20 protein-coding genes are annotated in these 23653 nt (G+C 60.4%); 9 read left to right on the top strand and 11 right to left on the bottom strand.

Features of this window, described 5'->3' with window-relative positions; translation table 11 throughout:
• Window positions 1–400 (bottom strand): two-partner secretion domain-containing protein (locus tag ACWR1S_RS14630; RefSeq protein ID WP_454563997.1); only part of this gene is annotated, 400 nt, incomplete at its 3' end.
• Window positions 401–749: 349 nt separating this feature from the next.
• Here ACWR1S_RS14630 and ACWR1S_RS14625 point away from each other — a divergent pair.
• From ACWR1S_RS14625 to ACWR1S_RS14615, 3 genes are read left to right on the top strand one after another with little or no spacing between them, the layout of a single operon-like run.
• A complete protein-coding gene (locus ACWR1S_RS14625) occupies window positions 750–1994 on the top strand; it encodes an exonuclease SbcCD subunit D C-terminal domain-containing protein (RefSeq protein ID WP_454563996.1) in 1245 nt (414 codons plus the stop codon).
• On the top strand, window positions 1991–5632 hold the full coding sequence (locus ACWR1S_RS14620; RefSeq protein WP_454563995.1) for an SbcC/MukB-like Walker B domain-containing protein: 3642 nt from the start codon (window positions 1991–1993) through the stop codon (window positions 5630–5632). Before ACWR1S_RS14625 ends, ACWR1S_RS14620 begins: the two co-directional genes overlap by 4 nt.
• The gene (locus ACWR1S_RS14615; protein ID WP_454563994.1) at window positions 5629–6213 is read left to right on the top strand and encodes a glutathione S-transferase; all 585 of its coding nucleotides are present in this window, start codon (window positions 5629–5631) and stop codon (window positions 6211–6213) included. Before ACWR1S_RS14620 ends, ACWR1S_RS14615 begins: the two co-directional genes overlap by 4 nt.
• Window positions 6214–6349: 136 nt before the next feature.
• Here ACWR1S_RS14615 and ACWR1S_RS14610 read toward each other — a convergent pair whose 3' ends face one another.
• From ACWR1S_RS14610 to ACWR1S_RS14575, 8 genes are all read right to left on the bottom strand, one after another.
• A complete protein-coding gene (locus ACWR1S_RS14610) occupies window positions 6350–6607 on the bottom strand; it encodes a hypothetical protein (protein ID WP_454563993.1) in 258 nt (85 codons plus the stop codon).
• The gene (locus tag ACWR1S_RS14605) at window positions 6604–6816 is read right to left on the bottom strand and encodes a hypothetical protein (RefSeq protein ID WP_454563992.1); all 213 of its coding nucleotides are present in this window, start codon (window positions 6814–6816) and stop codon (window positions 6604–6606) included. The genes ACWR1S_RS14610 and ACWR1S_RS14605 overlap by 4 nt, the downstream gene beginning before the upstream one ends.
• A gap of 357 nt (window positions 6817–7173) precedes the next feature.
• Entirely contained in the window at window positions 7174–7353 is a 180-nt protein-coding gene (locus ACWR1S_RS14600) for a hypothetical protein (protein WP_454563991.1), read from the bottom strand.
• Window positions 7354–7509: 156 nt separating this feature from the next.
• A complete protein-coding gene (locus ACWR1S_RS14595; RefSeq protein ID WP_454563990.1) occupies window positions 7510–8685 on the bottom strand; it encodes a lactonase family protein in 1176 nt (391 codons plus the stop codon).
• A complete protein-coding gene (locus tag ACWR1S_RS14590) occupies window positions 8682–8984 on the bottom strand; it encodes a DUF5629 family protein (RefSeq protein ID WP_454563989.1) in 303 nt (100 codons plus the stop codon). Before ACWR1S_RS14590 ends, ACWR1S_RS14595 begins: the two co-directional genes overlap by 4 nt.
• A gap of 178 nt (window positions 8985–9162) precedes the next feature.
• Window positions 9163–10743 (bottom strand): aldehyde dehydrogenase (NADP(+)), encoded by a 1581-nt coding sequence (locus ACWR1S_RS14585; protein ID WP_454563988.1) that lies wholly within the window; start codon window positions 10741–10743, stop codon window positions 9163–9165.
• Window positions 10744–10752: 9 nt separating this feature from the next.
• On the bottom strand, window positions 10753–11745 hold the full coding sequence (gene araD1 / locus ACWR1S_RS14580; protein WP_454563987.1) for an AraD1 family protein: 993 nt from the start codon (window positions 11743–11745) through the stop codon (window positions 10753–10755).
• Between the two features lie 145 nt (window positions 11746–11890).
• Window positions 11891–13213, bottom strand: coding sequence for an MFS transporter (locus ACWR1S_RS14575; protein WP_454563986.1), 1323 nt, complete (start codon window positions 13211–13213; stop codon window positions 11891–11893).
• A gap of 193 nt (window positions 13214–13406) precedes the next feature.
• Between ACWR1S_RS14575 and ACWR1S_RS14570 the strand changes: the two genes are divergently transcribed.
• Together ACWR1S_RS14570 and ACWR1S_RS14565 are read left to right on the top strand one after the other, a co-directional pair.
• Complete coding sequence (locus ACWR1S_RS14570; protein WP_007917984.1) at window positions 13407–15143, top strand: IlvD/Edd family dehydratase; 1737 nt, start codon at window positions 13407–13409, stop codon at window positions 15141–15143.
• 232 nt (window positions 15144–15375) lie between these two features.
• Window positions 15376–16095, top strand: a complete 720-nt coding sequence (locus ACWR1S_RS14565; RefSeq protein ID WP_454563985.1) for a FadR/GntR family transcriptional regulator — start codon at window positions 15376–15378, stop codon at window positions 16093–16095.
• Window positions 16096–16357: 262 nt separating this feature from the next.
• Here ACWR1S_RS14565 and ACWR1S_RS14560 read toward each other — a convergent pair whose 3' ends face one another.
• Together ACWR1S_RS14560 and ACWR1S_RS14555 are read right to left on the bottom strand one after the other, a co-directional pair.
• Window positions 16358–18742, bottom strand: a complete 2385-nt coding sequence (locus tag ACWR1S_RS14560; protein ID WP_454563984.1) for an efflux RND transporter permease subunit — start codon at window positions 18740–18742, stop codon at window positions 16358–16360.
• Window positions 18739–19782, bottom strand: coding sequence for a WD40/YVTN/BNR-like repeat-containing protein (locus ACWR1S_RS14555; protein WP_454563983.1), 1044 nt, complete (start codon window positions 19780–19782; stop codon window positions 18739–18741). Before ACWR1S_RS14555 ends, ACWR1S_RS14560 begins: the two co-directional genes overlap by 4 nt.
• Before the next feature lie 438 nt (window positions 19783–20220).
• Here ACWR1S_RS14555 and ACWR1S_RS14550 point away from each other — a divergent pair, with 438 nt between their 5' ends.
• From ACWR1S_RS14550 to ACWR1S_RS14535, 4 genes are read left to right on the top strand one after another with little or no spacing between them, the layout of a single operon-like run.
• On the top strand, window positions 20221–20811 hold the full coding sequence (locus ACWR1S_RS14550; protein ID WP_122594276.1) for an amino acid synthesis family protein: 591 nt from the start codon (window positions 20221–20223) through the stop codon (window positions 20809–20811).
• A gap of 31 nt (window positions 20812–20842) precedes the next feature.
• Window positions 20843–21676: an alpha/beta fold hydrolase gene (locus tag ACWR1S_RS14545; protein WP_320337015.1), complete on the top strand. Its 834-nt coding sequence runs from the start codon at window positions 20843–20845 to the stop codon at window positions 21674–21676.
• A complete protein-coding gene (locus ACWR1S_RS14540) occupies window positions 21673–23154 on the top strand; it encodes an aldehyde dehydrogenase (protein WP_150707614.1) in 1482 nt (493 codons plus the stop codon). Before ACWR1S_RS14545 ends, ACWR1S_RS14540 begins: the two co-directional genes overlap by 4 nt.
• A gap of 12 nt (window positions 23155–23166) precedes the next feature.
• A complete protein-coding gene (locus ACWR1S_RS14535; protein WP_016984497.1) occupies window positions 23167–23652 on the top strand; it encodes a flavin reductase family protein in 486 nt (161 codons plus the stop codon).
• Window position 23653 lies beyond the last annotated feature (1 nt).

Here is a 23653-nt window from a genome sequence, read left to right as displayed (position 1 = left end):
TGATGACTTCGTTGAGAATCGCCTGTGCCGAACCGCTGTTTTTCAGGTTCGGGTTGTCGATGATGTGGCCGCCCAGCTGGGTCAGATTATTCTGCGTCGAGCCGTTGTTGAGGATCAAGCCCTGGGCACCGACGTTGTAGTCGTGGAACTGGTTATGCGACAGGCCACTGGCATTGGGCGTGGCGATGTTGATGATCGGCACGCCATTGCCGGCACGATCCAGCGAGGTATTCGGGTTGGCGACGACAATACCGTCGGCCTGCGCCCACATCGGTTGCCAGAACATGACGTTCGCCAAGAGAAACGCCAGCCCGCGCTTTGACATGCCGAGGAAAGACTCGCGTTTTTTTACGGCAGCAGAAGGCTGATGCGCGAGGAAGGCGTACTGGCGAACGTCCATGTTGAAGATCTCTTTACAACGAGCAGTAAAAGTCGGATGACGGTGAGTGCGCGGTACTTCCTGACAGTCACGAACCTTGCTGCAGATCGCAAAACGGCCCTTTCACCGGATAGTGGCGCACTAATATCAAATTTGCGGCGCGATATTAGATGGCCACTATTTTGGCGTCAATTTTTGATTTACCCGAGAAATCACTTCCGATGAGTGGTATCCAGCAAACCATGACTCAGTGAGTCGTCGCTCACCTGCACAACAAGCCCTCCCACCGCAATAATCTGTAAACTCTCCCCTCTTTCGCCGCCCTTCATTTCCTCGCGGCCATCACCTCTTAAATGTTGCGGAGTCCACCTTGCGTCTGTTCCACACCTCCGACTGGCACCTTGGGCAAAACCTGCACGGCCAGGAGCGCGATTTCGAGCACGCCTGTTTTCTCGAATGGCTGCTGCGCCAACTGCAACTGGCGCAGCCGGATGTGCTGCTGATTGCCGGGGACATCTTCGACACGGTCAATCCGCCGGTCAAAGCCCAGGAACGTCTCTACGACTTCATCGTCAGCGCCCACGAACAGCAGCCGTTGCTGACCATCGTGATGATCGCCGGCAACCACGATTCCGGTTCACGGATTGAACTGCCCGCGCCGTTGATGCGCCGTTTGCGCACGCATGCGCTGGGCCGGGTGTTGTGGCTGGATGACGGGCAATTGGATGCCGAACGCCTGCTGCTGCCGTTGCCGAATAAAACCGGCGAAGTCGCCGCGTGGTGCCTGGCGCTGCCGTTCCTGCGCCCGGCGGAGGTGACTGGCGCGCATCTGGGCGACAACTATTTGCGTGGCATCGGTCAGGTGCATGAGTGGCTGATCGAAGCCGCCAACGCCAAGCGCAAACCCGGCCAGGCACTGATCGCCATCAGCCACGCGCACATGGCCGGCGGTTCCATTTCAGAGGACTCCGAACGCAGCCTGATCATCGGCAATGCCGAAGCCCTGCCCGCCAGCCTGTTCGGGCCGAGCATCAGCTACGTCGCCCTCGGCCATTTGCACAAGCCGCAGAAGGTCAACGGTGAAGAACGCATCCGCTATAGCGGTTCGCCGATTCCGTTGTCGTTCTCCGAGATTGGCTATCAACATCAGATCCTCGATGTCACCCTCGACGGCGAAACCCTGGTCAGCGTCGAGCCGAAACTGATCCCCCGCTCGGTCAATCTGCAACGCATCGGCCCGGCACCGCTGGCCGAGACTCTTCTGCAACTGGCGGATCTGCCGAACATCGATCTGCTCGCCGAAACCCAGCGGCAGCCGTGGCTGGAAGTGCGCGTAACCCTCGACGAGCCGCAGCCGGATCTGCGCCATCAAGTGGAAAGTGCTCTGCAAGGCAAAGCCGTGCGCCTGGTGCGTATCGCCGCTGAATACGCTGGCAACCGTGGTGCTAACGGCGAGGAAGATGGCACCGCGCTGATAGAACTCGACCAACTCACTCCGCAAGAACTGTTCAGCCGCGCCTGGCTCGACAACTATGGCAGTGAGGTCGATGAGCAGACGTTGAAGGACTTCGGCGAACTCTTGCAAGACGTGCAACTGGAGGGCGAGCAGCCATGAAAATTCTCGCCATTCGCTTGAAAAACCTCGCCTCGCTCGCCGGCCCGTTCGAAATCGATTTCACCGCTGAGCCGCTGGCCAGCGCCGGTTTGTTCGCGATTACCGGCCCGACCGGCGCCGGTAAAAGCACCCTGCTCGACGCCTTGTGCCTGGCGCTGTTCGGCGCCGTGCCGCGTCTGAACAACACCGGCCGCGACGCGAAAGTCCCGGATGCTGACGGCGAAATCGCCACCGGCGACCCGCGCACTCTGCTGCGTCGCGGCACCGGCGAAGGTTATGCCGAAGTGGATTTCGTCGGTGTCGATGGCCGTCGTTATCGGGCGCGGTGGGAAGCCAACCGCGCCCGCGAGAAGGCCGGCGGCAAGCTGCAAGCCAGTCGTCAGAGCCTGCGCGACATCGATCAGGATCAACTGCTCGCCAGCCAGAAAGGTGAGTACAAAACGCAACTGGAAGCTGCGCTCGGCCTCAATTTCGAACAATTCACCCGTGCCGTGTTGCTGGCGCAGAGCGAGTTCAGTGCGTTCCTGAAAGCGGACGACAACGACCGCAGCGAACTGCTGGAAAAGCTCACCGACACCGCGCTGTACACCCGCCTCGGCCGCCGCGCCTTCGACAAGACCAAAGAGGCTCGCGAAGCGCACAAGCTGTTGCAGGATCAGGCCACCGGCGTAACCCCGTTGGCACCTGAAGCCCGGGCCGAACTGGACGAGCGCTTCAACGCTGCGCAACAACAGCTGAAACTGCAACAGGCGCAGCTCAAACAGCTTGAGCAACAGCACGGCTGGCTCAAGGATTTGCGGGTGTTGCAGGATGCGCAGCAAGCCGCCACCGAGCAACTGCACGGTGCCCAGCAGCAATCAGAAGGTCTGGCCGGCGAGCGAGTGAAACTGACGCGACTGGAGCAGCTCGGCCCGCAGCGGCATCAGTTCGCGCGTAAAACCGAACTCGATGCGCTGTTGGCGCCGTTGGCCGCGCAAATCGCCGCGCACACACAGCAACATGCCGAACTGACTGAGCGGCAGACGCAACTGGAACAAACTCTGGAAGCGGCGAAAGTCGCCCTGCGCGAAGCGCAGCAGCGCCAGTCGGAAAACGCGCCGCTGTTGCGTCAGGCCTTCGAAGAGCAAAGCACCCTCGCCCGTCTGGTCAAGGATGTCGCGCAAAGTACCGAAGCGACGCTCAATGCGCAGCAAGCGTGCACCGAAGGCCAGAACGCCATTCAAGCCTTGCTGGAAAAACAGACTCAGGTCAGCGAGCGCCTGCAACGCATCGCCGCCGAACTTGAGCAAAGCACTCATCTGGCGCCGTTGAGCGATGCGTGGAATGCCTATCGCGATCGCCTGCAACAACTGATGCTGATCGGCAATCGCCTGAACAAGGGTCAGGCGGAACTGGCGAGTCTCGAAGAGAACGCCACGCGTAGCGCTGAAGAGCTGGCCACGCAGAAACAGCAACTTGAGGTGCTGTTCAAAGAGGCTGGCGCCGAACCGGATGCGGTCGCCGAGCAGATCGGCATCCTCGGCACGCTGCTGCAGGACAACCGCAAACAGCTGCGCGCCTTCGAAGACCTGTCACGTCTGTGGGCCACGCAACAGGATCTCGACAAACGCAGCGGCGAGCTGCAACAACGCCAGCTCAGCGTCCAGCAGGAGCGCGAGCGACTGACCCAGGACGGCGTAAAAACCAAAGCCGATCTGACCGTCGCCGAGCAAACCCTCAACGTCACCCGCGAGCTGCTTGAACGCCAGCGCCTGGCGCGCAGTGCCAGCGTCGAAGAGTTGCGCGCGCAGTTGCAGGACGATCAGCCATGCCCGGTCTGCGGCAGCAACGAGCATCCATATCATCAGCCGGAAGCGCTGCTGCAAAGTCTTGGTCGGCATGATGAAAGCGAGCAGGCCAATGCTCAGCAGGTAGTCGATCAGCTCAAGGAAAAGCTTATCGAACTGCGCGCCGAGGTCGGTGGCGTGATCGCGCAACAGAAAGAACTGCTGCAACAGCAAGAACAACTGGCGAACCAGCAGCAAGCGTTGGCGCCTGGCCTCGATGCGCATCCGCTGTCCGCGCAGTTGTTCAATCAGGACGCCGACAAGCGCGATGCCTGGCTCGCCCGGCAAAACGAGCAACTGAACCAGAGCATCACTCAGGACGAACAACGCCAGAGCGCCCTGCTCACCCTGCAACAGGATGCCGCGCGTCTGACCCAGCAATTGCGTCAGGCAGAAACTGCGCATCAACAAGCGGCGCAGCACCTGAACAATCAGCAGCGCGAGTTGAGCAGCGACCGTCAGCGCCTCGACGAAGAACTGACGGCGTTCGGCAATGTGCTGCCGGCCGAGACCCTTGAGGCCTTGCGTCGTGAGCCGGCGGCGACCTTCATGCAACTCGACCGACAGATCGCCGAGCGCCTGGCGCAACTCGAGCAGCAGAAGGAAGAACTGACCGAACAGCAACAGCGTCAGCAAACGCTGGAGAAAGAGCAGGACCGTCAGCAGACCCGCCTCCAGCAAGCGCAAACGGCTGAACAACAGTTCAATGCGTTGGCCGAACAACAGCAAGCCTGCCAGCAGAAACTCGCACAATTGCTTGGCGAGCACAGCAGCGCCGAGCACTGGCAGCAGCAGCTTGAGCAAGCAGTTGAACAGGCGCGCAACGCCGAAACCGCTACCGCGCAGGAACTGCAGAACGTGCGCACGCAACTCGTGCAGATCGCTGCCGAGCTCAAAGCGCAGCAGGAACGTTTGCAGACTCTGGAAAGCGAAGAGCAGGATCTGGCCGGCAAAATTGCCGACTGGCGCGCCCGTCATCCAGAGCTGGATGACGGCGGCCTCGAAGACCTGTTGCGGGTCGACGACGCGCAGGTCGCCGAGCTGCGCCAGCGCTTGCAGCACAACGAAAAAGCCATCGAACAGGCCAAGGTGTTGTTGCAGGAGCGTGACCAGCGCCTGCTCGATCATCAGGCGCAACACAACGGCAATCTGGATGCCGAACAACTGGCGAGCGCCCTCACCGATGTGCAGAATCAGTTCACTGTCAGCGAACAGCAGTGCGCCGAACTGCGTGCCGAACAGGTCGAAGACCAGCGCCGGCAAAACGCCAATCAAGCGCTGGCCCAGCAGATCGCCGAGGCCTACGCCGAGTATCAACGCTGGGCGCGACTGAGTGCCTTGATCGGCTCGGCCACCGGTGACACCTTCCGCAAGATCGCCCAGGCCTACAACCTCGACTTGCTGGTGCATCACGCCAACGTGCAACTGCGCCAACTGGTCAAACGCTATCGCCTGAAACGCGGCGGCAGCATGCTTGGCCTGCTGGTGATGGACACCGAAATGGGTGACGAACTGCGTTCGGTGCATTCGTTGTCTGGCGGCGAGACGTTCCTGGTGTCGCTGGCATTGGCACTCGGTCTGGCGTCGATGGCGTCGAGTACGCTGAAGATCGAATCGCTGTTTATCGATGAAGGCTTTGGCAGCCTCGATCCGGAGTCGCTGCAACTGGCGATGGATGCGCTCGATGGTTTGCAGGCGCAGGGCCGCAAGGTCGCGGTGATTTCCCACGTGCAGGAAATGCACGAACGGATTCCGGTGCAGATTCAGGTGCAGCGCCAAGGCAACGGTTTGAGCACGCTGGAGGTGAAATGAACACGCTGTATTCCTTCCGCCGCTGCCCGTACGCGATGCGCGCGCGGATGGCGCTGCGTTATTCGGGTGTGCCGGTGGACATCATCGAAGTCAGCCTCAAGGCCAAACCGGCCGAGATGCTGGCGATCTCGCCCAAGGGTACGGTGCCGGTGCTGGCTGCCGGTGGACGGGTGATTGATGAGAGTCTGGAGATCATGCGCTGGGCGTTGGCGCAGAATGACCCGCAGGGTTGGTTGCTTGATGGCGACTCGCGGATTGCTGAATTGATCGAGGCGAATGATCAGGGGTTCAAGGTGCAGTTGAATCGCTACAAGTATGCCGAGCGTTATCCCGAGCAGCCGATGGAGGTTTATCGGGCTGAAGGCGCGGTGTATTTGCAGCGGCTGGAAGTGCTGCTCAACGATCGCGATTATCTGCTGGCCGATCATCCGAGCCTGGCGGATATCGCCCTGCTGCCCTTCGTTCGGCAGTTTGCCCATGTGGATCGCGAGTGGTTTGCGCAGACGCCTTATGTTCGCTTACAAGCCTGGTTGCAGCGTTTCCTCGAGTCCGAACTCTTCACCTCGATCATGAGGAAGTAACCCTTACCTTCCTGCTTGATCGTTCCCACGCTCTGCGTGGGAATGCCTCAAGGGACGCTCTGCGTTCCAATCGGACGCGGAGCGTCCGGGGCTGCATTCCCACGCGGAGCGTGGGAACGATCAAGCTCCTACAGGGTCAAGCCAGCGCTTGGCACATGCCCAGTGCCATGCAATCTATCTCGAATGGCCCGAGAAAATCGGCCGAGACTTTTACCGGCGGATTGCCAGCCATCAGCCCCAGCGTATTCGCCCGTTCGATGTTGTGCGCAATGCTGTGATTGGCCTCTATGGCCCGGGCCAATGCGCCCACCGAGCCTTGGCCGATACCCAATAATGAAGCGCCGTTGGTGAAAAACGCCAAACCGGCGATCACCCAAAGTCTGTAGCCTTTCATGCTCCGCCGACTCCTGCGAGTTCGGCCCGGTCGACCATCACGCCTTGCGAGCGGACTTCGAACCGGATGCCAGGATGGGCAACTTGAATCGGTGCGTCGAAGCTGTGCTCCATTTGCGATGCGATGCTGACGACCAGCACCACGGCCAGGTACAGACCGATGACCAGGTAGGCGCCGCGTTTGGCTGAATGAAGGATTGCGCTGGCCATGGTGTTCTCCCGTGGGCATGTTTCGATGCCCACAGAATCGATCAAAAAAGCCGCGCGAACCACTCAGGGTTTGCCATAGTAAACATCAGCTTCGTTGATTATTTAGCCAGTCTATTTGCATGTTTGAAGAAACCTATCGTGCTGCGAAAAACACACGCACACGTGTAGGAGCTGCCGAAGGCTGCGATCTGATCGTTCCCATGCTCAGCGTGGGAATGCCTCTTGGGACGCTCTGCGTCCAGTGACGCGGAGCGTCACGGGCTGCGTTCCCACGCGGAGCGTGGGAACGACCCCAAGGGCAAGATCAAGACTGCAGCCTTCGGCAGCGCCTACAGGGAGTTGTTCGAAGCGGGCATTTCAGTGTTGGGCTTTGTGATCCAGGGCGGCGTAGAAGTTGGCGCTCCGTTGCAGGTATTTCTGGGTGTAGCTCTGGGTGTGGGATTTTTTGCTGGCGATTTCAACGTTGGCACCGGCTGGCAGTACCACGGTGGCAGAGATGGCGGAAGCGGCAATTACGGAGAAGAGATTGAAGTTCATGGCGGTAACCCTCGTGTTCGGTTGGCTTGTTTGCCCGGTTGGGCTGTGAAGCAAACTTAACGCTCGAGGGTTGATCGCTTGAAATGCTTTGTAGCATTACCGGATATCAGCGCGATTAATACAAAGAGGCAGGCCCCGCAAACCGGGGCCTGTGGCTTATTGTCGCACTAGAAACTTGAGGTCGCTGGGCGCGTCCATCGGCAGTTTTTGCACGGTTTTGCCGAGCAGACCGGTCTTGCCATCGCGCTCGACGACGACAATTTCGTTGCTCTTCTGGTTGGCGATCAGCAGGAATTTGCCACTCGGGTCGAGGCTGAACTCGCGCGGGTGATCACCGTCCACCGAGCGCTTTTGCAGTTCTTTGAGCTGGCCGCTCGCCGGATCAATCGCAAACACCACCAACTGATTGGCGGTGCCACGGTTGCTGACGTAGAGGAACTTGCCATCCGCCGAGGCGTGTAGCGCCGCACCGGCCTTGTCCGAAGTCGGCTGGCCGGCAGCCAGATCGACCAGTTGCGTCTGGGTCAGCACGCCGTCGTTATAGTCGAACACCGCGACCTGCGCGCTCATTTCCATGGTCAGCCAGGCGTGTTTGCCATCAGCGCTGAACAATAGATGACGCGGGCCGCTGCCGGCGGGCATGGACACCGATGCCGTTTTCGCCGGGGTCAGCGGCAGGTCCGGGTTGGCCTTCGGGTCGAATTGGTAGATGAAGACTTTGTCCGCACCGAGGTCATTGGAGAACACGTAGCGACCGTCCGGCGATGAGACCGTCGAGTGCACGTGGTTCGACGCCTGACGCTCGGGATTGACGCGGCTGGCCGGGTGCGCGCTCATCTGCACGACAGGTTTGAGTTTGCCGTCGGCACCGACCGGCAATACCGCCAACGTTCCACCCGGGTCCTCCACCACCGAATAGTTGCTGACGAACAAGTGGCTGGCGTCACCGCTGAGGCTCGAATGGGTCGGTTCGTTGCCCAGGCTTTGCACTTGATTGATCAGGGTCAGCGTGTGGGTTTTCGGATCAATCGAATAGCTGCTGACACGGCCGACCGGGTCTTTCTGGCCCGGGCCGTTTTCGTTGACCACAAACAGGCGATGCTGGTCTTTGGAGAGGGTCAGCCATGACGGGTTTTCGCTCTTGACCACCTGCAGCGGTTTGGCGGCGATCTGGCCAGTGGCGCTGTCGAAGTTCATTCGATAGAGGCCCTGGCTGGTGTTGGCGGTGTAGGAACCGACCAGCAGCTGGAAGTTCTCGGCGGATGCGCTGGAAAGCCCCATGGCACCGACGCTGCCGGCCATCAGCAGCGGCCAGAATTTACGCATTTTCATTGATTGTCATCCTCGTCATCGCTGCTGCTGACTACGTCGCCATGACAAACCAAGCGGTGTTCGCCGATCGCTTTGGTTTCATTGAAATAGCCGACGATCAACCAGCTCTGCAAAGAGTCGTCGAAGGTTGCCGCTGCAACCTGAGCCGGCGTGAATTCCCAATGCTTGGCCTCGCGGCCATCGATGCATTCGATGTGCAGGTTGTCGTCTTCGTCGAGGGAAAATTCGAAGGCGTGCAAGCCGTCGATTTCGACCATGCCGCAGTGTTCGAGGGCGTTGAGAAGGGTTTGGGCAGTCATGGCAAACAGTCTTTCTAGGGGGAAAGGGCCAATGATAGCTCAATGTGGTCCAGAGGCCCCGCTGGAACCCCTGTGGGAGCGAGCTTGCTCGCGAAAGCGCTGTGTCAGGCAATGAATAATTGACTGAAAGAATGCATTCGCGAGCAGGCTCGCTCCCACAGGGGATATTGGCTGTCGGTTACAACGCGTCGCGCGAGGGCTTGCCGTCGACGAGGCGCTGGATGCGCAACGGATTGGCGTTTTTCAGCGGCTCGGGCAGCAAGCTGTCCGGGTAATTCTGGAAGCACACCGGGCGCAGGAAGCGATCAATGGCCAGCGTGCCCACCGAAGTGCCACGAGCATCGGATGTCGCCGGATACGGCCCGCCGTGGACCATCGAATCACACACCTCGACACCGGTCGGATAGCCGTTAAGCAGAATCCGCCCGACCTTCTGTTCCAGAAGTGGCGTCAATTCAGGGAAACGTTCGAAGTCCGCCAGCTCGCCAATGATCGTCGCGGTGAGTTGCCCGTGCAGGCCATGCAGCGCAGCGCTGAGTTGCGCCTTGTCCGCCACTTCGACAATCACCGTGGTCGGTCCGAACACTTCTTCCTGCAGCACCTCATCACCATCGATCAACAGGCTCGCGTCGGCCTTGAACAACTGCGGCTGCGCCTGATTGCCTTGCTGCGGATTGCCGGCCAGATGCTCAATGCCGGGATGCGCCAACAGCTTCTGCAAGCCTTTGCCGTAGCTGCCGAGGGTGCCGGCGTTGAGCATGGTTTGTGCCGGTTGATCGCCGATCAGACCAGCGACCTGCTGGACGAATGCGGTGAACTGTGGCGAACGAATGCCGATCACCAGCCCCGGATTGGTACAGAACTGGCCGCAGCCCTGCACCACCGACGCGGTCAGGTCGCGGGCGACGGTTTCCGAACGCTCGGCAAGTGCCTGCGGCAGGATGATCACCGGGTTGATGCTCGACATCTCGGCAAACACCGGAATCGGTTGCGGCCGTGCGGCGGCCATGTCGCACAGCGCCCTGCCGCCCTTGAGCGAGCCGGTGAAACCGACCGCCTGAATCGCCGGATGTTTGACCAGCCATTCGCCAACCCCACCGCCGTAGATCATGTTGAACACGCCGGCGGGCATGGCGGTTTTTTCGGCGGCGCGGATCAGTGCATCGGCGACCAGTTCAGCCGTGGCCATGTGACCGCTGTGGGCCTTGAACACCACCGGGCAACCGGCGGCCAGCGCCGAGGCGGTGTCGCCGCCAGCGGTGGAAAATGCCAATGGAAAGTTGCTTGCGCCGAACACCGCCACCGGGCCAAGACCAATGCGGTATTGGCGCAGATCCGGACGTGGCAATGGCTGACGATCCGGCAACGGCAGATCAATCCGCGCACCGTAAAAATCGCCCCGGCGCAGCACTTTGGCGAACAGGCGCATCTGCCCGCTGGTACGCCCGCGCTCGCCTTGAATGCGTCCGGCCGGCAATGCCGTTTCGCGGCAGACCACGGCGACGAAATCATCACCGAGGGCGTCCAGTTCATCGGCGATCGCATCGAGAAACTGCGCGCGGCGTTCGGCACTGAGGCTGCGGTAAGCCGGGTACGCGGCAGCGGCGGCTTTGGCGGCGGCGTCGACTTCTTCGGCGGTGGCCTGAATGAAATCGTGCGGCAGTTGCTCGCCCGTCGTTGCATCGACCGATTGCAGTTTGACGTCGCCAGCCGCGCTGCGCTGACCGCCGATGTAGTTGTGACCGAGAATCTGAGTCATGGGATCTCCTTAAAGGGTGCCGATGCTGTCCGGCTCATAAACCGCTGGAACCGGGACGATGCCGTTCACCAGTGGCGCGCCGAATTCGGCCTGGCTGATTTCAAAGACATCGCCCGGCTGCGTGCGAATGCCATCGGCAAACGACAGCGTCGCGGTGCCGAAAAAATGAATGTGCACGTCGCCCGGGCGCAAGAACTGGCTGTATTTGAAGTGGTGGTATTCGAGGTTGGCGAGGCTGTGGCACATATTCGCCTCGCCGCTGAGAAACTCGTTCTGCCAGAGCACTTCGCCGTTACGCAGGATGCGACTGGTGCCTGCCAGATGTTGAGGCAGTTCGCCGGTGCGAAGTTCCGGGCCATAGCTGCAGCTGCGCAATTTCGAGTGCGCGAGGTACAGGTAATTCTTGCGTTCCATGATGTGATCGGAGAACTCGTTGCCGACCGCAAAGCCCAGACGATAAGGCTTTCCGTCGTTGCCGATGAGGTACAGGCCGGCCATTTCTGGTTCTTCACCGGCGTCTTCGGCAAACGGTGGTACCGGGAAGGGTTGGCCCGGGCGGACGACGATGCTGCCGTCGCCTTTGTAAAACCATTCAGGTTGTACGCCTGCCTGCCCCGCCGCCGGTTTACCGCCCTCCACGCCCCATTTGAAGATGCGCATGGTGTCGGTCATCGTCGCTTCGTCGCCGGCCTGCTGGTGCATTTTGTCCCGGGCCGAAGCGCTGCCCAAATGGGTCAGGCCGGTGCCGCTGACCAGCATGTGCGCCGGGTCCGGGTGGTCGAGGGGCGGCAGGACGCGCAGTTGCGCGAGCAATTCGGTGTAGTCGTGGCTGATGCCGAGGCCGAAGATTTGCACTTGCTGCTCGAGGGTGTTGCCGGCTTCGATGGCGGCCAGCGCCAGATCACGCACGCTGCGCGCGTCTTGCACCTCGCGCACCAGACCGTTGTCGACCACGCCGACGCGGCGTTCGCGGTTGCTTAATTCGAATTGAACCAGATGCATGATTTTCTCCTGTGTTATTCGAAACACCGCAGATCCTTGTAGGAGTGAGCCTGCTCGCGATAGCGGTGTGTCAGCCAAAAAGTTGTCAACTGATAGACCGCTATCGCGAGCAGGCTCACTCCTACAGGGGACCGGTGTTGGTCAGTCAGGTACGGGTAGCGCCGCGTGCGCTGGCGGCAAATTGGTCAACCGGCAGCACGTGTTTGCGTTCCAGCACGCGATAGACAACGCCGGTCAGAATCAAGCCGAACACCATCACCCCCGAGAGGAAGTACAGCCCAGACGCTAGATTCCCGGTGTATTCCTTCAACGCCCCAATCACGAACGGCCCGATGTACCCGCCGAGATTCCCCACTGAGTTGATCAAGGCAATCCCCGCCGCCGCACTCGCGCCGGCAAAGAAGCGCCCCGGCAAGGTCCAGAACACCGCCGTGCAGGAAAACAGCGCAAACGCCACCAGACACAGCGCCGCCAGTTGCGCCACCGGCAACGACAGCCACGCACTCATGAACAGGCCAATCGCGCCCAGCACATACAGAACCGCCAGATGCCCGTAGCGATCATTCAAACGATCAGAACTGCGCGGCACGATCAGCAAACCGATGATCCCGAAGATGTACGGCACCGACGAAACAAAACCGGTGACCAGATCACTGCCGCCAAACTGTTTGATCAATGTCGGTAACCACAAACCCAAGCCATAAATGCTCAACGTCACCGGCAGATAGAACAGCGCCAGCAGCAACACGCGTTTGTCTTTCAGCGCATGCAGCGGATTGCCGTGGCGAGTCTGGCCGTATGCCTGCAAATCCTTTTTCAGCTCGCCGGTCAGCCAGTCTTTCTCTGCCTGATCCATCCACTTCACTTGCTGCGGACCATCCGGCAACCAGCGCAACACCGGCCAGGTCAGCAGAATCGCCGGGGTGCCGATGACGATGAACAGCCACTGCCAGCCATGCAGACCCAGAACGCCGTCCATGCCGAGCAAACCGCCGGACACCGGGCCGGTGATCATCATGGCGATGGGCTGGGAAAGAATGAACAGCCCGAGAATCTTGCCGCGATGGCGCACCGGGAACCATTGGGTGATGTAGTAGAGAACGCCGGGGAAGAACCCCGCCTCGGCCGCGCCGAGCAGAAAGCGCATCACGTAGAAACTGTGCGGCCCCTGAACGAAGGCCATGCCGATGGTGATGGCGCCCCAAGTGATCATGATCCGCGCGAACCAGCGTCGTGCGCCGAAGCGTTCGAGCATCAGGTTGCTGGGAATTTCGAGGAGGAAGTAGCCAATGAAGAACAGCCCGGCGCCGAGGCCGTAAGCGGCATCGCCGATGCCGATGTCGGCGCCCATGTGCAACTTGGCGAAGCCGACGGCGGAACGATCCACATAGGCGATCAGGTACAGCAGGATCAGGAAGGGAATCAGTTTCAGCGTAATGCGCCGGATTAGCCGCAGTTCCTGGCTCATGAGATCGGTCTCCGATTGTTGTTTTTATAGAACCTCGGGGGACGCCTCTCACGGAAAACCGCCAGGGCCATCCCTCCGTCGAAAACGACTATATAGTAATACTAATTCACCAACAACACTTCCAAACCTAGGATTTTGCGCTTAGATTAAGCCGTAGCTGGAACACTATAGTCATACAATAAGAGAATCGATCATGTCTGATAAGAAACCCACCCTGCGCTCCGCCCAATGGTTTGGCACGGCCGACAAGAACGGCTTCATGTACCGCAGCTGGATGAAGAATCAGGGCATCGCCGACCACCAGTTCCATGGCAAGCCGATCATCGGCATCTGCAACACCTGGTCGGAACTGACCCCGTGCAACGCGCACTTCCGCCAGATCGCGGAGCACGTCAAACGCGGGGTGATCGAGGCTGGCGGTTTTCCGGTGGAATTCCCGGTGTTCTCCAACGGCGAATCGAACCTGCGCCCGACCGCCATGCTCACCCGCAACCTGGCGAGCATGGACGTTGAAGAAGCGATTCGCGGCAACCCGATCGACGGCGTGGTGCTGCTCACCGGTTGTGACAAAACCACCCCGGCGCTGCTGATGGGCGCGGCCAGTTGCGACGTGCCGGCCATCGTTGTCACTGGCGGACCGATGCTCAACGGCAAGCACAAGGGCAAGGACATCGGTTCCGGCACCGTGGTCTGGCAGCTCAGCGAGCAGGTCAAGGCTGGCACCATCACCATCGACGATTTCCTCGCAGCCGAGGGCGGCATGTCGCGTTCGGCGGGCACCTGCAACACCATGGGCACCGCATCGACGATGGCCTGCATGGCTGAAGCACTGGGCACTTCGCTGCCGCACAACGCGGCGATTCCGGCGGTGGATGCGCGGCGTTATGTGTTGGCGCACATGTCCGGCATGCGCGCGGTGGAGATGGTTCGCGAAGATTTGAAACTGTCGAAGATTCTGACCAAAGAAGCCTTCGAAAACGCTATCCGCGTGAACGCTGCTATCGGCGGTTCGACCAACGCGGTGATTCACCTGAAAGCCATCGCCGGGCGCATCGGCGTCGAGCTGGATCTGGACGACTGGACCCGCATCGGTCGCGGCATGCCGACCATCGTCGACCTGCAACCGTCGGGGCGTTTCCTGATGGAAGAGTTCTATTACGCCGGGGGGTTGCCAGCGGTGCTGCGCCGCCTCGGTGAAGCCAATCTGATTCCTAATCCGAATGCACTGACCGTCAACGGCAAGTCCATCGGCGAGAACACCAAGGACGCGCCGATCTACGGCGAAGACGAAGTGATCCGCACGCTCGACAATCCGATTCGCGCCGATGGCGGGATTTGTGTGTTGCGCGGTAACTTGGCGCCGCTGGGTGCTGTGCTCAAACCGTCCGCCGCAACCCCGGAATTGATGCAGCATCGCGGCCGTGCGGTGGTGTTCGAGAACTTCGACATGTACAAGGCGCGGATCAACGATCCGGAACTGGACGTCGATAAGGATTCGATTCTGGTGATGAAGAACTGCGGGCCGAAGGGTTATCCGGGCATGGCTGAAGTTGGCAACATGGGCTTGCCGGCCAAGCTGTTGGCACAGGGTGTGACGGACATGGTGCGCATTTCCGATGCACGGATGAGCGGCACGGCGTACGGCACGGTGGTCTTGCACGTGGCGCCAGAAGCGGCGGCCGGCGGGCCTTTGGCGACGGTGAAGGAAGGCGACTGGATCGAGCTGGATTGCGCCACCGGGCGTTTGCACCTGGACATTCCGGATGCCGAACTGGCAGCGCGCATGGCGGATCTGCAGCCTCCGCAGCAGTTGTTGGTGGGTGGCTATCGTCAGCTGTACATCGACCATGTACTGCAGGCGGATCAGGGTTGTGACTTTGATTTCCTCGTCGGTTGCCGCGGGGCTGAAGTGCCGCGCCACTCTCACTAACAGCGCAATTCTCCTGTGGGAGCGAGCCTGCTCGCTCCCACATTGATCGTCCCCACGCTCCGCGTGGGAATGCCTCAAGGGACGCTCCGCGTTCCAGCTCTGAAATGGGACGCAGAGCGTCCCGGGCGGCATTCCCACGCAGAGCGTGGGAACGATCATTCCCCGCCTCAAGATTGTCTGGTGCCTGCTATGATGCGCGGCATCTCCACCGCTCAGGATCGCGCCGTTCCCCATGGATTACCGCAAACCCTCCGATCGTAAAAGCATGCACTCGCGCATCGTCCAGGAACTGGGCATGCAGATCGTCTCCGGACGCTTTTTGCCCGACGACAAACTGCCCGCCGAAGCCTTGCTCTGCGAGGAGTACGCGGTCAGCCGGCCGGTGTTGCGTGAAGCCACGCGGGTGCTGGTGGCCAAGGGTTTGGTGTATTCCAGACCGCGCGTGGGCACGGTGGTCAAAGCGCGGCGCGAATGGCACATGCTCGACCCGGACGTGCTGCACTGGCTGATGCAAAGCAGCCCGCAGAATGAATTCTTCAATGTGCTGACCAGCGTGCGCAGCATCATCGAACCCGCCGCCGCTGCCCTCGCCGCTCAACATGCGACCGATGCTGAAATTGCGTCTATCGGTGAGGCCTACCAGCGCATGGAAGCCGCGCCGACGCCGGAGGCTTTGTTGCAGCCAGATCTGGATTTCCATAGCCGGATTGCCGATGCGACGCACAATGATTTGCTGGCGAACCTGTGCAATATGTTGTCGGTGGCGATTGCCGAGGCGCTGAAGCATTCGAATCAGCGGCCGAATCTGCATGAATTGGCGTTGCCTCGGCATAAGGCGATTTTGACGGCGATCGAAAATCGGGATGCGCTGGGTGCTCGGCATGCGACGTTGGTGCAGCTGGATGATGCGCGTAGTGCATTGAGTGTTGTGCTCGGCGCTGAACTCACTTAACGCTTGAGATCCTCTGCCCTCACCCTAGCCCTCTCCCAGAGGTAGAGGGGACCGATTGGGGGATATTCGAGATTTACGCCGACTTGAACGATTTGCTGTGAATCCATAATCGACTCGGTATCTCAGGTCGATGAATCAAGCCGCACACCTCGGTCAGTCCCCTCTCCCTCCGGGAGAGGGCTAGGGTGAGGGGCTGTTGATCTTGAGCCACAAAAAAAGCCGCAACCCTAAGGTTGCGGCTTCGTCGTTTCAGCCCTTCAGATCAATGCGCAAACAGCGAATTGCCCTTCTGCCCCGCCAGTTTCTCCGGCTTGATCAGGAACTTCGCCAGTGCCGGCAGCAGCCACAGCGCACCGAACATGTTCCACAGCAACATAAAGGTCAGCATCAGGCCCATGTCGGCCTGGAACTTGATCGCCGAGAAGATCCACGTGCACACGCCGATCGCCAGGCACAGACCAGTAAACAGCACGGCTTTACCGGTGGATTTCAGCGTCTGGTAATAGGCTTCCTGCAACGGCAGCCCTGCGCGCAGGAAACTTTCCAGACGGCTGTAGATGTAGATGCCGTAGTCGACACCAATCCCCACACCCAGCGCCACCACCGGTAACGTCGCAACCTTCACGCCGATGCCCATGAACGCCATCAGCGCGTTGCCGAGTACCGAGGTCAGCACCAGCGGCAGGACGATGCACAACGTCGCTGCCCACGAACGGAAGGTGATCATGCACATCACCGCCACACAGATGTACACCAGAATCAGGATCGTCAGCTCAGCCTGTTTGATGACTTCGTTGGTGGCCGCTTCGATACCGGCGTTACCGGCCGCGAGGATGAATTCCAGGCCGTCCTTGTTGTTGTCCTTGGCGAATTCCTGCACCGCGTGCACCGCACGATCGAGGGTTTCGGCCTTGTGATCGTTGAGGAATACGAGCACCGGCGCCAGCGAGCAACTGTTGTTGTACAGACCGTCGGCGCGGGCAATCGAGTTGTTCAGCACGTCCGGGTTGCGCGACAGGGTTTCCCATTTCAGGTTGCCCTCGTTCATGCCTTTGATCATCTGCTTTGACACCGTCACCAGCGAGATCGCCGACTGCACGCCCTCGGTGTTCTGCATCTTCCACATCAGCTCATCGATCGGCGCCATGGCTTCGTAGCGCGAGCAGCCTTCAGCCTTGGTCTTGACCATCACCACGAGCACGTCGGAACTGGTCGAATAGTTGTTGATGATGAAGTTGTTGTCCTTGTTGTAGCGCGAGTCCGGACGCAGTTCCGGCGCACCCTGGTCGAGGTCGCCGATTTTCAGGTTCTGGCTGTACCAGAGGCCGCCGCCGAAAGCGATCAGCGCCAGCACCACCGAGATCCGGGCGACTTTCGGGTTGGCGAAGTTCGACAGCAGGCGCCAGAACGGGTGCTCGCGGTTCGCGTCTTTCTTGCTCCTGGCAATCGCGCGTTTACTGATGCCGACATAGGAAATCGCCACCGGCAGCAGGATCAGGTTGGTGAACACGATCACCGCCACGCCGATCGACGCGCCGATGGCCAATTCACGGATCACGCCGATGTCGATGATCAGCAGCGTGATGAAACCCACCGCATCCGCGAGAATAGCGATCATCCCAGGCAGGAACAGTTGCCGGAAGGTGCGTCGCGCTGCGGTCAGGGCGTTGTCGGCCTCGCTGGATTGCAAGGCGATACCGTTGATTTTCTGCACGCCGTGGGAAATACCGATGGCGAAGATCAGGAACGGCACCAGCATCGAATACGGATCAAGCCCGAAACCGAAGAAATGCATCAAGCCGAGCTGCCAGACCACCGCCACCAGCGTCGTGCTCAGTACCGCGATGGTGCTGCGCACGCAGTTGGTGAACCACAACAGCAGGATCAGGGTGATGACGAAGGCAATGCCGAAGAACAGCACCACCATCACCAGACCGTCGATCAGGTCGCCGACCTTTTTGGCGAAACCGACGATGTGGATTTTGACGTTGGGATTCTGCGCTTCGAACTTGTTGCGGATCTTGTCTTCGAGTTCATGGGAGAACTTGCGGTAGTCCAGCGCGAGCAACTTGCCCTGGTCTTCAGGATCCGGGTAGGACTCCAGCAGCGGAATGTCGACGATGCTCGACTTGAAGTCGTTGGCCACCAGCCGCCCGACCTGGCCGGACTTGAGCACGTTGTTGCGCAGCAGATCGAGGCTGTCCTGCGAGCCGTTGTAACTCTGCGGGATCACTTCCCCGCCGGCAAAACCCTCTTCGGTCACTTCGGTCCAGCGTACGCTCGGGCTCCACAGCGACTTCAGGCCGGAACGGTCAACACCGGAGATGTAGAACACCTCGTCGTTGATCTGCCGCAGGGTCTCCATATATTCCTTGGAGAAGATGTCGCCGTCCTTGGCTTCCACCGAAATGCGCACGGTGTTGCCGAGGTTCGCCAGATCGTTGCGGTGCTCCATCATCTTCTCGATGAACGGATGCTGGAGCGGGATCATTTTTTCGAAACTGGTCGACGGCCGGATCAGCGTGGCCTGCCAGAACAGGAAAATGCTCACCACCAGACAGATCAGGATCACTGCCGGGCGATTGTTGAAGATCAGACGTTCAAGGAACGTCGCTTTGTCCTGATGATGAGAACTCAAGGAAGTCATAGCCCCGCCTTCTTATTATTGATCTCGGCACCGTTTGGCAGTGTGGTGTGAACGCCACCCTGCCCGCTCAGAATCAGGTTGCCGTCGCCGGCAGCGGTGACCGATGACAGCGAGATGCGGTCCGGACGGTTGAACACGCTGAAAGTCTCGCCGTTGTCGCTGCTGCTGATCACCGAGCCGCCGTTGCCGACGATGACGATCGAGCCGTCTTCGAGCAGGGTCGCGCCGGACAGTCCGAACTCCAGCGCACCACGTGCGGCTTTCAACTCGACCTGTTCCCAGGTGCTGCCGAAATCGGTGGAGCGGTAGAGGTTGCCACGCAAGCCGTAAGCCAGCAGGGTCTGCGGTTGGGCCGTGCCGATCACGCCGAACAGCGAGCCTTCGTACGGGCCTTGGAGTTTTTCCCAGGTCTGGCCGCCGTCGGCGGAGCGGAACATGCTGCCCGACTCACCGACGATGAACAGCCCGGCGTCCTTCACTGCGGCAATGGCGTTGAGGTGAAACTGGTCTTCGTTATCGAGGCGGTTGCTGACGTCTTCCCAGTGTTTGCCGCCGTCAGTGGTTTCCAGTAGCGCACCGTAAGCGCCTACCGCGAGGCCGCTGTTGGCGTCCTTGAACCAGACATCGAGCAGCGGTGATTCGCGCTTGAGGTCTTCGAACTGTTTGGTCCAGGTCAGACCGCCGTCTGCGCTGGCGAGAATTTGCGCGTCATGACCGACCGCCCAGCCGTGCTTGTCGTCGACAAAGTACACAGCGGTCAGCAGTTGCCGGCTCGGCACCTTGGCCTGGGTCCAGGTCTTGCCCTGGTCATCGGAATAGAGAATGTGCCCGCGATCCCCGACCGCCACCAACCGTTTGCCGGCGTGAACAACATCGAGAATCAGGCTTTTCGTGGCTTTGGCGGATTCGGTGGCGTAGACCACGTCGGCTGGCGCCTCGGCGGCAATCACCGGTGCCGATAACGTGGCAAAGCCCAGCATGGAGAGTGCTGTGGCCAGCAACGCGGTGTGGCGTAACGCCGGCGGGCGGCAACGACTCATAGACCTTCCCCTATTTATTATTGTTAGGCCATTGGGCCTTCAAGGGCGCCGCAAGTGTGCTCCGCTGATGGCTGCTCAGGAGCATAGTCCTGAAACCCGCAATCCAGAGCCACTTCGGAAGCTGGCTCATCCTATCGGGCTTTCGAAACGTCTGACAATCGGCGCCACGTTATCTTTTGTTAACCGCATTGCCGACGATTTCCTCCTGTAGGAGTGAGCCTGCTCGCGATAGCGGTGTATCAGTTAGCAATTGTTCAGCTGACACACCGCTATCGCGAGCAGGCTCACTCCTACAGGGAGTTGTGGGGGCTTTGGGATCTGAATACATGACCATTCGCCGGGGTGATGCGGCAAAAGTTACCGGAGGGACTTGCGCGATCGGTATTATGGTATACCATCAGACGCACAGACACTCTCAATCCCCCTACGGAGCAGCTCATGAGTTTCGAAATTCGCAAGATCGTCAGCTATGTCGAAGAAACCTTCATTGAAGGCGGCAAGGCCACTGACAAGCCAGTGACCATGGTCGGCCTCGCCGTGGTGATGAAAAACCCTTGGGTAGGCAACGGTTTCGTTGAAGACCTCAAGCCGCAGATCCGCGCCAACTGCTCCGACCTCGGTGCGCTGATGGTCGAGCGTCTGGTCGGCATCATCGGCGGTGCGGACAAGATCGAGGCTTACGGCAAAGCCGCTGTGGTCGGTGCCGATGGCGAGATCGAACACGCCTCCGCCGTGATCCACACCCTGCGCTTCGGCAACCACTACCGCGAAGCCGTCAACGCCAAGAGCTACCTGAGCTTCACCAACAAGCGCGGCGGCCCGGGCACGTCTATTCAGATTCCGATGATGCACAAGGACGACGAAGGTCAGCGTTCGCACTACATCACCCTGGAAATGCAGATCGAAGACGCGCCGCGTGCCGACGAAATCGTTGTCGTGCTGGGTTGCGCCGACGGTGGTCGCCTGCATCCGCGCATCGGCAACCGCTACATCGATCTGGAAGAACTGGCCGCCGAAAAAGCCCAGTAATCACAATAAAAAGGCATTGCAGGAGCGCTCCATGATTCGGCTCACCGCTGAACTCACCCCGGCTGGCACCAGTTACCTGGCGACCGGCCAAGGCCAGCCCGTGGTTTTGATCCACGGCGTGGGCCTGAACAAAGAAATGTGGGGCGGGCAGATTGTCGGCCTGTCCAGCCAATATCAAGTGATCGCCTACGACATGCTCGGCCATGGCGCCAGCCCGCGACCGGCCAGCGGCACCAACCTGCTCGGTTACGCCGATCAGTTGCTGGAGCTGCTCGATCACCTGAATCTGCCGCAGGCAGCGGTGATCGGTTTCTCCATGGGCGGTCTGGTCGCGCGGGCCTTTGCCCTGCATTACCCGCAGCGCCTGCAAAGCCTGGTGGTGTTGAACAGTGTGTTCAACCGCAGCGAAGAACAGCGTGCCGGCGTCATCGCCCGTACCGCGCAAGCGGCCGAGCATGGCCCGGACGCCAATGCCGAAGCGGCGCTTTCACGCTGGTTCAGCCGTGAATATCAGGCGGCCAACCCGGCGCAGATCGCCGCATTGCGCCAGACCCTCGCCAATAATGATCCGCAGGGTTACCTGACCACCTACGAATTGTTCGCCACCCAAGACATGTACCGCGCCGACGACCTGGGCAGCATTCAGGCGCCGACGCTGATCGCCACTGGCGAACTCGACCCGGGTTCGACCCCGGAAATGGCCGAGCAACTGGCCCGACGCATCCCCGGTGCGAAGGTTGCCGTGCTGGCCGAGCAACGGCATATGATGCCGGTAGAGTCGCCGCGTCTGGTCAATCAGACGCTGCTGGAATTTCTCCAATTCGCACACTCCCGACAAAACCATATAAAGGGGATCGTTGCATGACACTCGCACGCTTCCAGATGTGCATCGGCGGAGAATGGGTCGACGCCCTCTCCGGCAAGACCTTCGAAAGCCTCAACCCAGCCACCGCACAAGCCTGGGCGCAACTGCCTGACGCCGATGAAGCGGACGTCGAACGCGCCGTGCAATCGGCACAGGCTGCATTCGACAGCCCGGCATGGCGTGGTCTGACTGCCACCGCGCGCGGCAAATTGCTGCGTCGTCTCGGTGACTTGATCGCGGAAAACAAGGAACAACTGGCGCAGCTGGAAAGCCGCGACAACGGCAAGCTGATCCGCGAAACCCGTGGTCAGGTCAGCTATCTGCCAGAGTTCTTCCACTACACCGCCGGCCTTGCCGACAAACTTGAAGGCGGCACGCTGCCGCTGGACAAGCCCGACCTGTTTGCCTACACCGTGCACGAAGCAATGGGTGTGGTCGCCGCGATCATTCCGTGGAACAGCCCGCTGTACCTGACCGCAATCAAACTGGCGCCGGCCCTCGCCGCCGGCAACACGATTGTGATCAAGCCGTCCGAGCACGCTTCGGCGACGATTCTTGAACTGGCGCGGCTGGCCCTCGAAGCGGGGATTCCGCCGGGCGTGGTCAACGTCGTCACCGGTTACGGCCCGAGCACCGGCGCCGCCCTCACCCGCCATCCGCTGATCCGCAAGATTGCCTTCACCGGCGGCGCGGCCACAGCACGGCATGTGGTGCGCAGCAGCGCCGAGAACTTCGCCAAGCTGTCGCTGGAACTCGGCGGCAAGTCGCCGAACATCATCTTCGCCGACGCCGATCTGGACAGCGCGATCAACGGTGCGATCGCCGGGATCTACGCGGCGTCCGGGCAGAGTTGCGTATCGGGTTCACGGCTGTTGGTGCAGGACGAAATCTACGACGAGTTCGTCAATCGCCTGGTCGAACGCGCCCAGCGTATTCGCATCGGCAACCCGCAGGAAGACAACAGCGAGATGGGCCCGATGGCCACCGCGCAGCAATTGGCGGTGGTCGAAGGTCTGGTCGCCGATGCCATCGCTGAAGGCGCGCGTTTGCGTACCGGCGGCAAGCGTCCGACCGATCTCGGCGACGGTTGGTTTTACGAGCCAACACTGTTCGAATGCGACCGCAATTCGATGAAGATCATGCAGGAAGAAGTCTTTGGCCCGGTGGCTTCGGTGATCCGTTTCAAAGATGAAGCCGAAGCGCTGGCGATCGCCAACGACTCGCAGTTTGGCCTCGCCGCCGGCATCTGGACCCGCGATCTCGGTCGCGCCCATCGCCTCGCTCGCGATGTGCGTTCGGGGATCATCTGGGTCAACACTTACCGCGCGGTGTCGGCAATGGCACCGATCGGCGGCTTCAAGAACAGTGGCTATGGACGCGAAAGCGGCATCGATTCGGTGCTGGCCTACACCGAACTGAAAACGGTGTGGATCAACCTTTCCCAGGCGCCAATGCCTGATCCGTTTGTGATGCGCTAGGAGTCCTGCGAAATGATCGAACCCGGCATTTACAAAGACGTCATGAGCTCGTTCCCGTCCGGCGTCACGGTGGTCACCACCGTTGACCCCGAAGGCGGGATCGTCGGCATCACCGCCAGCGCCTTCAGTGCGCTGTCGATTGACCCGGCGCTGGTGCTGTTCTGCCCCAACTATGCTTCCGACACGTATCCGGTGTTGCGTGACAGCAAGAAATTCGCGATCCATTTGCTGTCCGCTGACCAGACGGCTGAGGCCTATGCCTTCGCCGGTAAGGGCAAGGACAAGGCCAAGGACATCGAATGGCATCTGAGCGAACTCGGTAATCCGATCCTCGCCAAAGCCACCGCGATCATCGAGTGTGAGTTGTGGCGTGAATACGATGGTGGCGATCACGCGATCATTGTCGGCGCGGTGAAGAACCTGATCCTGCCCGCGCAACCGGTGACACCGATGATTTACCACAAGGGCAAGCTCGGCCCATTGCCGACCCTGGCCTGAC

It is taken from the genome of Pseudomonas sp. AIG, assembly GCF_977020205.1.
Note: the sequence above shows the minus strand (reverse complement) of the source record. Positions and strands in the feature narration are given on the sequence as shown.

Excerpts from the sequence above, each read along its gene's own strand:
- ACWR1S_RS14620 (WP_454563995.1), top strand. The coding sequence starts at position 1,991 with ATGAAAATTCTCGCCATTCGCTTGAAAAACCTCGCCTCGCTCGCCGGC.
- ACWR1S_RS14615 (WP_454563994.1), top strand. The coding sequence starts at position 5,629 with ATGAACACGCTGTATTCCTTCCGCCGCTGCCCGTACGCGATGCGCGCG.
- ACWR1S_RS14610 (WP_454563993.1), bottom strand. The coding sequence starts at position 6,607 with ATGAAAGGCTACAGACTTTGGGTGATCGCCGGTTTGGCGTTTTTCACC.
- ACWR1S_RS14605 (WP_454563992.1), bottom strand. The coding sequence starts at position 6,816 with ATGGCCAGCGCAATCCTTCATTCAGCCAAACGCGGCGCCTACCTGGTC.
- ACWR1S_RS14600 (WP_454563991.1), bottom strand. The coding sequence starts at position 7,353 with ATGAACTTCAATCTCTTCTCCGTAATTGCCGCTTCCGCCATCTCTGCC.
- ACWR1S_RS14595 (WP_454563990.1), bottom strand. The coding sequence starts at position 8,685 with ATGAAAATGCGTAAATTCTGGCCGCTGCTGATGGCCGGCAGCGTCGGT.
- ACWR1S_RS14590 (WP_454563989.1), bottom strand. The coding sequence starts at position 8,984 with ATGACTGCCCAAACCCTTCTCAACGCCCTCGAACACTGCGGCATGGTC.
- ACWR1S_RS14585 (WP_454563988.1), bottom strand. The coding sequence starts at position 10,743 with ATGACTCAGATTCTCGGTCACAACTACATCGGCGGTCAGCGCAGCGCG.
- araD1 (WP_454563987.1), bottom strand. The coding sequence starts at position 11,745 with ATGCATCTGGTTCAATTCGAATTAAGCAACCGCGAACGCCGCGTCGGC.
- ACWR1S_RS14575 (WP_454563986.1), bottom strand. The coding sequence starts at position 13,213 with ATGAGCCAGGAACTGCGGCTAATCCGGCGCATTACGCTGAAACTGATT.
- ACWR1S_RS14570 (WP_007917984.1), top strand. The coding sequence starts at position 13,407 with ATGTCTGATAAGAAACCCACCCTGCGCTCCGCCCAATGGTTTGGCACG.
- ACWR1S_RS14565 (WP_454563985.1), top strand. The coding sequence starts at position 15,376 with ATGGATTACCGCAAACCCTCCGATCGTAAAAGCATGCACTCGCGCATC.
- ACWR1S_RS14560 (WP_454563984.1), bottom strand. The coding sequence starts at position 18,742 with ATGACTTCCTTGAGTTCTCATCATCAGGACAAAGCGACGTTCCTTGAA.
- ACWR1S_RS14555 (WP_454563983.1), bottom strand. The coding sequence starts at position 19,782 with ATGAGTCGTTGCCGCCCGCCGGCGTTACGCCACACCGCGTTGCTGGCC.
- ACWR1S_RS14550 (WP_122594276.1), top strand. The coding sequence starts at position 20,221 with ATGAGTTTCGAAATTCGCAAGATCGTCAGCTATGTCGAAGAAACCTTC.
- ACWR1S_RS14545 (WP_320337015.1), top strand. The coding sequence starts at position 20,843 with ATGATTCGGCTCACCGCTGAACTCACCCCGGCTGGCACCAGTTACCTG.
- ACWR1S_RS14540 (WP_150707614.1), top strand. The coding sequence starts at position 21,673 with ATGACACTCGCACGCTTCCAGATGTGCATCGGCGGAGAATGGGTCGAC.
- ACWR1S_RS14535 (WP_016984497.1), top strand. The coding sequence starts at position 23,167 with ATGATCGAACCCGGCATTTACAAAGACGTCATGAGCTCGTTCCCGTCC.